7 protein-coding genes are annotated in these 9,690 nt (G+C 72.4%); 3 read left to right on the top strand and 4 right to left on the bottom strand.

Annotated elements, in window-relative coordinates:
• Positions 1-1,149: 1,149 nt before the first annotated feature.
• Positions 1,150-2,673 carry a globin domain-containing protein gene (locus tag AAHZ94_RS03760; protein WP_502964571.1) on the top strand — a complete coding sequence of 508 codons (1,524 nt, stop codon included), beginning with the start codon at positions 1,150-1,152 and terminating at the stop codon, positions 2,671-2,673.
• Positions 2,674-2,735: 62 nt separating this feature from the next.
• Positions 2,736-4,937: a pyridoxamine 5'-phosphate oxidase family protein gene (locus tag AAHZ94_RS36320; protein ID WP_502964570.1), complete on the top strand. Its 2,202-nt coding sequence runs from the start codon at positions 2,736-2,738 to the stop codon at positions 4,935-4,937.
• A 121-nt stretch (positions 4,938-5,058) separates the two neighbouring features.
• Here the strand turns inward: AAHZ94_RS36320 and AAHZ94_RS03770 are convergent, their stop codons facing one another.
• From AAHZ94_RS03770 to AAHZ94_RS03785, 4 genes are all read right to left on the bottom strand, one after another.
• Positions 5,059-5,583 carry an NUDIX domain-containing protein gene (locus AAHZ94_RS03770; protein WP_349990484.1) on the bottom strand — a complete coding sequence of 175 codons (525 nt, stop codon included), beginning with the start codon at positions 5,581-5,583 and terminating at the stop codon, positions 5,059-5,061.
• Between the two features lie 57 nt (positions 5,584-5,640).
• Positions 5,641-6,549 carry a LysR family transcriptional regulator gene (locus AAHZ94_RS03775; RefSeq protein ID WP_349990486.1) on the bottom strand — a complete coding sequence of 303 codons (909 nt, stop codon included), beginning with the start codon at positions 6,547-6,549 and terminating at the stop codon, positions 5,641-5,643.
• 877 nt (positions 6,550-7,426) lie between these two features.
• Positions 7,427-8,746, bottom strand: a complete 1,320-nt coding sequence (locus AAHZ94_RS03780) for a cystathionine gamma-lyase (protein WP_349990488.1) — start codon at positions 8,744-8,746, stop codon at positions 7,427-7,429.
• 115 nt (positions 8,747-8,861) lie between these two features.
• Entirely contained in the window at positions 8,862-9,239 is a 378-nt protein-coding gene (locus tag AAHZ94_RS03785; protein WP_349990489.1) for a phage holin family protein, read from the bottom strand.
• Positions 9,240-9,282: 43 nt separating this feature from the next.
• Here AAHZ94_RS03785 and AAHZ94_RS03790 point away from each other — a divergent pair, with 43 nt between their 5' ends.
• Positions 9,283-9,600 carry a cupin domain-containing protein gene (locus AAHZ94_RS03790; RefSeq protein WP_349990491.1) on the top strand — a complete coding sequence of 106 codons (318 nt, stop codon included), beginning with the start codon at positions 9,283-9,285 and terminating at the stop codon, positions 9,598-9,600.
• Positions 9,601-9,690: the final 90 nt, after the last annotated feature.

Below are 9,690 nucleotides of genomic sequence, written 5' to 3' on the forward strand. Positions count from 1 at the left end.
CGGCACAGAGATGTTCGAGGCGAGGCAACCATGAACGCTCCGACCACCACGTCAGCCGACGGTAGCGAGTCCGGTGGTTCTGGCGACAACCATGGCGAGAACCGTGATCGAGGCTGGTTCACTCCGACCAAGCAGCTAGCAGACGACCCACCGCGGAACCAGGCGGTGGCGGGCGCGCAGCCACGGGCCAGCGCGGGCGGCACGGGCGCACCCCGTGGCGAGGCGCCCCCTGGGCAGATGCCCCCTGGCGAGGCAGCGGAGCAGGGCCGGGCGCGGGCGCGGGGCCGGGCGGTGGCCGCGATCAGGCCGGTGGGCCGCGGAGCGACGCAAGCCGTCGTACCGACGGCTCCGCACTCCGCCCCGCGCGCGCCGGGTGGACTCCCGGTCCCGGTCGAGCCGGGCGTGGCGCAGGCTCCGCGATCGGCGTCGACCGGCGGGGCTCCGCGTGCGGGGGCGCACCAGCCCCCGGGCCAGGCCCGAGGCGCGGACAACGGGTCCGCGGGCCCGCGGGTGGCGGCGGAGTCGGCGATGCGGGAGCACCCGGGGCACGAGCCGCAGCGTTCGTACCGCGCGGGGCCAACGGAGCGGTCGAGGGAGCAGACCGGCCCCCACCTGGGCAGTGCCGATCATCCAGGCAGTGCCGATCACCCGGATCGTGTAGATCATCCGGGCAGTGCTGATCATCCCGGTCGTGCCGAGCACCCGGGGCGTGCAGATGGCTCGGGGCGTACAGATGGCCTGGGTCGTACGGGTGACCCGGGCCGTGCTGAGCACTCGGAGCGTACGGGGCACCCAGGTCGTGCTGAGCCGTCTGCGGGTTCGGGTGTGGATCGGGTTGGTGGGACCGCAGGTACGTCCCGGCCTGAGGGAGCAGCGTCTTCACCGGGTTCGGCCGTGTCGCATCCGGGCGGGAGCGTTGACGTGGGTGGGGCTGTCGGGGCCGTTCCCTCCGGAGTCGGGGCGGACGTAAGGGATGGGGCGTCTGCGCCGGGCCGTGCTGGTGTGGTTGACGAGGGCGCCGCGCCCGGTGAGGTTGCCGGGCCGCGTCGGGTGCCGGCGCAGCGCGGTACTTCGCCCTTGGACAGCACCACAAGGAGCCCGGACCTGGCGCTCGCCCCGCCGGCGGCCGGAGCCGGAGCTGCCGGCGAGTTGGTGCTCTCCCCTGCTGCTGGCGCGGCGGCCGTTGGCGGAGCCGGTACGGCACCGGTACCAGGGCCGGGGCCGGGGAGGGAGAGCGTGGAAGGGACGGGGGCGATGGGGCTGCGGCCGGTTCCGGCTCGCGAGTTCGGGGGCGGGGCGGGGCCGGGCGGGCAGGACGGTTCCGTTCCGTATGCAGATCCCGTTCCGTACGCCGGTGGCGCCGAGTTGGCCCGGCGTGGTGAGCCGTCCTCGCCCACCGGCGGTGAGCGGGCGTCCGCGGCCGGGCGTGCGGGCCGGGCCTTCGAACCGCCGCAGGCCGGCGCGCACTTCGAGGGCGTGCTCGCCTCCGGCGCGCGCCCCCCGAGCGAGCACGGCGGGGGCGCCTTCGACGACTTGCCGGAGATCGCGTCGGCCGACACCCAGCTCATCCGGCGCACCCTCTCCGAGATCGAGCCGATCTCGGACAAGGTCACCTCGTACTTCTACGCCCTGCTCTTCCTGCACCATCCCCACCTGCGGGAACTCTTCCCGGCGGCCATGGACGCACAGCGGGACCGGCTGTTCAAGGCGCTGCTCACGGCCGCGCGGCACGCGGACGAGCCGGAGATCCTCGACGAGTACCTGGCACACCTCGGCCGCGGCCACCGGAAGTACGGGACGCAGGCCGAGCACTATCCGGCGGTCGGCGAAAGCCTGCTGGGGGCGCTCGCCCGGTACGCGCCGAACACGTGGGGCGAGGCCGCGGAGGCTGCCTGGGTGCGGGCGTACACCACCATCTCGCAGACGATGATCGACGCTGCGGCGGAGAACGAGTTGACCGCGCCGGCCTGGTGGCAGGCCGAGATCGTCGAGCACGAGTTGCGCACGGCGGACATAGCCGTGATCACGGTCCGCCCCGACCAGCCCTATCCGTTCCGGGCCGGGCAGTACACGAGCCTGGAAACGCCCTGGTGGCCGCGGGTGTGGCGACACTATTCGTTTGCGTCGGCGCCGCGTACGGACGGGCTGCTGTCCTTCCATGTGAAGGCGGTGCCGGCGGGCTGGGTCTCCACGTCCCTGGTCCACCACGCCCGGCCCGGCGATCAGATCAAGTTGGGGTCGCCCGCCGGTTCCATGGTCGTTGACCACGGGACGAGCAACGGGCTGCTGTGCCTCGGCGGCGGTACGGGCATCGCGCCGATCAAGGCCCTGGTGGAGGACGTCGCGGTGCACGGCCGGCAGCGGCCGGTCGAGGTCTTCTACGGCGCGCGGAGCGACCACGACCTCTACGACATCGAGACCATGGCCCGACTCGCGCGCGAACACCCCTGGCTTTCGGTGCGACCGGTCGTATCGGACGGCCCCACCAATGGGCTGAGCGGTCAACTCCCGGACGCTGTAAGGAAATACGGTCCGTGGAATGCCTATGACGCCTACCTTTCCGGGCCACCCGGACTGATCCGTAGCGGCGTGAACACCCTGCGCGGTATTGGCATTCCGCCCCACCGCATTCGCCATGACTCGTTGGAAGAACTCGTGGGGGCGCTCGGCTAGGAATCGGCATGGGCAGCGGGGATGCAATGCGGGGGACGAGGGGCGAACGAGGACACGGGACTGTGGAATACGTGGAGACCGGGCCGGAACGCACCGTCACAGGCACGGCGGACCAGCAGTGGAACACCGCACTCGACACGGTCAACGCCGCGCACCGGCCGATGAACCAGCCTGACCTGGACGGTTCCGCGTCGGATGGTGGCAGGGCCGGGGAGCGGGCGTTGCAGCAGCGGCTCGGTACCAGGAAGCGGGCCGACCGTTTCTATTCCGAGCAGGTGCTTGACCATCTCAATGCGCTGATGTGCGAGTTCGTCCAGCGGATGGAGATGTTCTTTCTGGCGACCTCGGATGAGAAGGGCGAGTGCGACAGTACGTTCCGGGCCGGGACGCCCGGCTTTCTACGCGTATTCGATGAGCGGACCCTCGCCTATCCGGAGTACCGCGGAAACGGTGTCTTCGCGAGCCTCGGCAACATCGAGCGGAATCCCCATGTCGCGCTGCTCCTGATGGATTTCCAGCGGGACCGCATCGGGCTGCACATCAATGGTCGGGCCCGGGTGGTGAGCGATGCGGACATGCGCGTCGAGCACCCGGAGTTGCCGGTCGATCCGGTGCCCGGCCGACGCGGGGCGGTGTGGGTCGAAGTGATCGTGGAAGAGGCGTACATCCACTGCGCCAAGCACGTCCCGCACCTGGTGAAGGCGGACCGCAAGGCGCCGGGCGAGGGCCGGGCCTGGGGCACCGACGACAACCGGCGCAAGGGCGGCGACTACTTCGGCGCCGCTGCCGCAGCGCGTGCCCGCGCGCAGGACCCACCCACCGCACGGACCACCGTACGGGGCCGGCACGCTGACCGGACCCGTGCGGGTGCCCGTGCCGATGGTGGTGCAGGTGAGCCGGCCGCGGCTGCGGATTCCGCCTCGCCCTCGGCCCTGGCTCCGGTTGCGGCTGCGGATTCCGCCCCGCCCCTGGTTGCGCCCCCGCCCCCGCTGCCGGCCGCCGTCGACCCGTACCCACCCGCCACCGGCCCGTACTCGGCGGTCACGGGCTCGTACCCAGCCGCCGTCGGCCCGTACGCACTCGCCGTCGGCCCGAACCCGCCCACTACCGGCGCGGGTTTGCTGGCGTCCGCCCCCGGGGTGTCGTCGGATGCGCCGGCGACTCAGGCGGGGGAGGTGCCACAGCAGTCGTTCGGGCCTCCGCTGTTGCCGCCTCCCCCGCCGTTGCCTCCTCTGCCGCCGCGACCGGCCGGTGGGTTCGGGTTGCCGTACCCGTTCGCACCGGCCGAACCGCAGGTCCCGCCGCCGGTGCCCCCGCGGGAAGCCGCGGGGCGTGCGGGGGCCGGTGGGGAAGTCGGGGTAGGTGGGACGGGAGGGGCGGCGGCCGGGCGCCAGGGCGAGGGCCAGGCGCCGGAGCGGGGGCAGGGAGGCCATGACGTATGGCGGGAGGCGGTGGAACGCGTACTCGATCGGGCGCGGCGCTCGCCCGTGGCGGCGGAGGGGCGGTACGAACCGTTCAACGGCTGGTTCGCCACGTCCCCTCCCGCTAGCTCTCCCCGTCCCCACCCACAGCCGGGCCCGGCCGCGGCGGCACAGCCCCCCAACATCCCGCCGGCCAACACCCCGCCCCCCAACAACCCGCCGGCCAACCCCGCGCCGCCCTGGACCGATGGCGGTTGGGCCGATGGCGGTTGGGCCGACCACGGTGGAGTGGTCGGTACGGGCGGTGCGCCGGAGCCCATGTCGGTCGGGTTGCCTGAGGAAGGAGTGCGGGAACCAGTGCCGATCGGGCTGCCGGGGAGCGGCATGCCGGGGCCCGTGTCGGCCGGGGCGCCCGGGGGCAGCGCGCCGCAACCCGCAGCGTGGGAACCGCCGACTTCCGGCGACCCCCTGCCGTACGGCTACGCCAACAGCAACAGCAACAGCAACAGCAACAGCAACGGCAACAGCAACGGCAACGGCAACGGCGGTTTCGGCTCGTACGCAGTGGCTTCCCCGTGGCCGGCAGACCACTGCGATGCGGCGCGTGACCTGCGGATACCCCAGGAGGTGGAGGGCGAGGAGCGGGCCGACGCCCCGACCCCCTCAGCGGCCGACACCCCGACACCCACTCCGGCCGACGCCCCCGCCCCGCACGCTCCGTACTTCCCGCACACCCCCGACACCCCCCACTCCTCATACGCCCCGCACGCTGCCCACACACCGGCCGGGCACCACGAACCACCCGAGCCCCACACCACCCCGGAGCCACGTACCTTCTTCTAGCCAGCAGCCAGCAGCCAGCAGCCAGCAGCCAGCAGCCAGCAGCCAGCAGCCAGCAGCCAGCAGCCAGCGCAGGGACGACGCCAGCGCTCGGGCAAGGCAAGCCGTGGAGTGGCGGGGAGCGTCAGCCGAGGTCGCCGGCGAGCAGGGCGCGGACGCCCTCGATGTTGGCGTCAAGGAAGGCGCAGAGCGAGGGCGGAACCAGGCCCACCGACGCGACCCCCGCCCGGGTGAACGGGACGCGCACCACCTCGTACTCGCCGCGCGGCTCCTCCACCTCGGGGCCGTGCCGCCTGGTCAGGTCCATGCTGGCGAGCCGGCAGGCGAAGAAGTGCTGGACCTTGACGCCCTGGTCGGGGACGGGCCGGCCGGCGAGGTCATCGCGGCGCGCGTCGATCGGCACGGTGTCCACGAAGGCCGGCACCACGTCGGTGACCTCGGCACCGAGTTCCTCGTCCATCTCGCGGTGCAGGGCGTCGACGACGGTCGGATCGTCCGGTTCGACGCCCCCGCCGGGCGTGATCCAGTACGGGGCTTCGCCCGGCTTGGTCCGTTTGATCAGGACGAGCTGGGGCGTGGCGTCGGTGGCTAGGTCGCCGTCGAGCAGGATGGCGCGGGCGGTGCGTTTGACCACGGGCCGTTCGGTCATAGGGGAGATCTGCCGCGCGTCGCGCCGCGCGAAACCCCGTCCGTCCTGGTAGAGCCACTACCAGTCGACGGCGGCGCGCAGTAGCCAGTCGTGCGTGCGGGCGAGGTGCGGCGCGGGTGAACCGGTGCGCATGACCAGGAAGTAGGTACGCAGCGGCGGCACGGGCGGCTCGTGCAGGGCGACCACCTCGCCCTTGTCCAGCGCCTCCATGCACAGGTAGCGCGGCAGTACGGCCAGTCCCGAACCGGCCATCACACAGGCGAGCACCGCCCGCAGGTCGGGCGCGATGACGGTGGCTGCGGTCGCGGTGACGGAGGCGTCGAACACCGTCGCCCAGTACGAGGTGACCAGCGGCAGGCTCTCGTGCACCTCGATGATGGGCACCGGTTCCAGGGCGCGGTGGAGTGCGACGGGCGCACGGCTCGCGCGCAGCAGCGTGGTGCCGAGCCTGGCCGCCCAGCGCGGGGCGGCCACCAGCACGTGCTCCTCGTCGCACAGCGGGGTCGCGGTGAGCAGCCGCCCGCGCGGTTGCGACGTGGTGATCGCGAGGTCGTAGTGGCTGGCGGAGAGGCCGGTGAACAGTTCGTCGGCGGTGCCGAACGTGGCGCGCACGGCGAGTCCGTCCAGGGTGAGCGGGGCGAGCGCCGGCAGTACGCGCAGGGCGGTGAACTCGGGTGGGCCGCCCAGGTGGAGGGTGCGACGGGAGGTGACGTCCGTGCCGTCGGACTCGGTGATCTCCAGCAGGGCGTCGATGTGGGGGGCGGCCTTGTGCGCCAGTTCGTCGGCGGCGCTGGTCGGTGTGACACCCCGGGCGCCGCGGATGAACAACGGCCGCCCCAACTGCCGCTCCAGGCTCCGGATCTGCCCGGTGACCGCGGGTTGGGAGAGCCCGAGCAGGCTTGCGGCCCGGGTGAGGGAACCAGCGCGGTAGACCGCTATGAACGTACGAAGCAGGGCCAGGTCCATCGATTCCCCTCAGCTTCTGATGCCCCACCGCGACCCAACTATAAATATGTCGATAGGTTCATGTCGCTAGGGTGATTGGACACTGACGCAGAGTCAACTAGCCTAGGTCGCGCGGTTCGGCGCGGTTCGTGCCTGCTGAACCGTGGCTGGCAGAGCCACGAGGGGGGAGGTTCTGCCAGCCTGTTGTGTTTATGGGGCGATCGCGCGGACGCCTTCGGGGCGGCGCTCCCGGGCCCCAGCGACCCGGCCCCGCCGAACTCTGGGAACTCCCGGTTTCGTGGGGACCCCGGCGACCCGGCCCCACCGGACCCTGGGAACTCCCGGCCGCGTGGGGCCCAGCGACTCGGCCCCGCCCCGGCCCTTCACAGGACCCCGGCGACTCGGCCCCGCGGAACCCCCGGAGACCCGGCCCCGGGCCCGCCACCGCGCCCAACTCGGCCCACGCCACGCGCCCGGACCCGCCGCGCCTAACTCGGCCCACGCCACGCACCGAACCCACCTCGCCCCAACTTGGGCCATGCCGCACGCCGGACCCACCTCGCCCACCTCACCCCGTACGCCCGCAATGACCTCCCCCGTACGACGGCAACGGCCTCACCCCATGCGGACGCAACGCTCCCATCCCGTACGCGAGAAACACCCGAAAAATAGCCGGAATTCGCCTGAAGTGCCCACGAAATTCCGATCGGAATGCCCGTCGAATACGGTCACTGAAAGCAGTCGGAACGGTCGGAGCGGCCACGGAACGCAGCCGCCGAAAGCAGGTGCCGAAAACGGCCACCGGAACTCCGGGCGGAATGCGCGCGAACAACCCGCCGGAAGGTACGTGGACCTGCCACCGGCCGGGGCCCGATGGCCGTCTTCGGCGTGTGCCCGGCTATGGAGCAGGCGTCGCCGCCGCGGTTAGCGCCCGGTCGACGTCCGCGAGCAGGTCCGCCGTGTCCTCCACGCCGACCGAGAAGCGGATGAAGCCCTCCGGTACGGCGTCCCCGCCCCACCGCTTGCGACGCTCGGCCGTGGACCGCACGCCGCCGAAGCTGGTCGCATCGCCCACCAGCCGCAACGTGGCCAGAAATCGCTGTGCGTGGGCGCGGTCGGGGAGCGTGAACGAGACCACGCAGCCGTAGCGCCCGTGCGGCATCTGCCGGCGCGCGATCTCGTGCGCGGGGTCGTCGGGCAGCCCCGGGTGGCGGACGTCGGAGACCTCAGGCCGGTCGAGCAGCAGGCGCGCGAGCGCCACCGCGTTGGTCGCCTGCCGGTCGACCCGCAGGTGCAGGGTGGCCAGCGAACGGTGGGCGAGCCACGCCTCCATCGGGCCCGGGATCGCGCCCACGCTCTTGCGCCAGGCGCGTACGGCCGCGGCGAGTTCGGGCGTGCGGCAGGTCACGTACCCCAGGAGCAGATCGCCGTGGCCGGTGAGCGCCTTGGTGCCGCTGGCCACCGAGAAGTCCGCGCCGAGCGCGAGCGGGCGCTGCCCCAGCGGGGTGGCCAGCGTGTTGTCGACCGCGACCAGCGCGCCCCGGTCGTGGGCAGCCGCCACCAGCCGGGGCACGTCGCAGACGTCGAGCCCCGGGTTGGACGGCGTCTCAAGCCACAGCAGCCGCGCCCCTTCCAACTCCGCGAGTTGGGCATCGTCCCTGGTGGGAGCGGTACGAACAGTAATGCCGTAGCCGCTGAGCCGATCCCGCAGCGCATGCAGCAGGTGGTAGCCGTCGGACGGCAGCACCACCGTGTCGCCCTGGCGGAGTTGCGAGAAGAGTACGGCCGACATCGCCGCGGCACCGGAGGCGAAGACGACGGTTTCCGGCCCGCCGGGAGCGCCGCCGGCGGGCCCGGGCAGCGCGCCGGGCGGGCACTCAAGCTCGGTGATCGCCCGCTCCAGATGCGTCCAGGTCGGGTTGGCCTCCCGGCCGTAGGTGTACGGGCCGGCCAACGGGTCCGCATCGCCCGGCAGATGGAAGTGGGCCGCGAAGACGGGCCCGGGCAGCGTCGGTTCGTACGCCGCCGCGTCCGGCAGACCGGCCCGGACCGCGCGCGTGCCGTCCCCCACCGCGCGCGCATCGCCCCCGCCCGCGCGCGTGCCGCCCGGGCCGGCTTCGTCGTACGGGGCGGGCGCGGGCGCGCGGCCGTCGGTTGCGGGCTGGTCCGCGGGTCGGTCCGCGGGCCCGCTCAAGGGCTCGTCTACGGGGCCGTTCATGGCTTGTTCCTTTCGGGTGGCCGCGTGGTTTACCGGGGGTGGGGCCGCCTCCTCCCGCCCGGTGGGCGAGGTGGCGGGGCGCTGCTCCGGGGGCCGCGCGGCGCGGTGCACCGGGTCAGTCCTGGTCGGGCAGTGCGGCGTTGAGCGCCCAGGAGACGATGGAGATGATCAACGCCCCGACGAAGGCCGCGCCGAAGCCGTCCACGTGGAAGCTGAGGTCGGCCGCATCGGCCAGCCACGACGTCAGCAGCAACATGAACGCGTTGACCACCAGCGTGAACAGGCCGAGCGTGACCAGAAAGAGGGGAAAGGAGAGAAACTTCACGAGCGGCTTGACGACAAAGTTCACCAGCCCGAAGAGCAGGGCCACGAGAATCAGGGTGACCGTCTTGCGGCCGGTGTTCTCACCGGTCAGGGTGATGTCTTTGAGTAGCCAGATGGCGACCGCAAGTGCGCCCGCGTTGGCGAGTGTCTTTACTACGAAATTCTTCATGGAAGCGATCGTTGCAGATGAGACAGCAAGGGGTGGAGAGGGCATGAAGGCGTTCCGGCTGGACGAGCTGGAGGCGGAGCGCGCCGCGAATGACGGGGCGTACCTACAGTTCCTGCGCGAGCGCAATATGTCCGTGGGGCTGTACGCCCTGGACGCGGGCAGCACCGATCCGCAGCAGCCGCATCAGCAGGACGAGGTCTATCTGGTGATGAGCGGCCGGGCGGCGATCACGGTGGGCGCGGAGACCACGCCGGTGGCACGCGGCAGCGTCGTCTATGTACCCGCGGGTGTTCCGCACAAGTTTCACCACATTTCTGAGGACCTGCGGATCATGGTGGTCTTCTCCCCTCCGGAGGGCTGACGGCGACGCGCGGGCGGGTGCCGGGAGGCGCCGGGGCGCTGGGGCCGAGGTGGCTGGGCCGGGGTGGCTGGGTGCCGGGGCGGGCCGCGG

Origin of the sequence: Streptomyces sp. HSW2009 (genome assembly GCF_040240285.1) — a bacterium.
Lineage (GTDB): Bacteria > Actinomycetota > Actinomycetes > Streptomycetales > Streptomycetaceae > Streptomyces.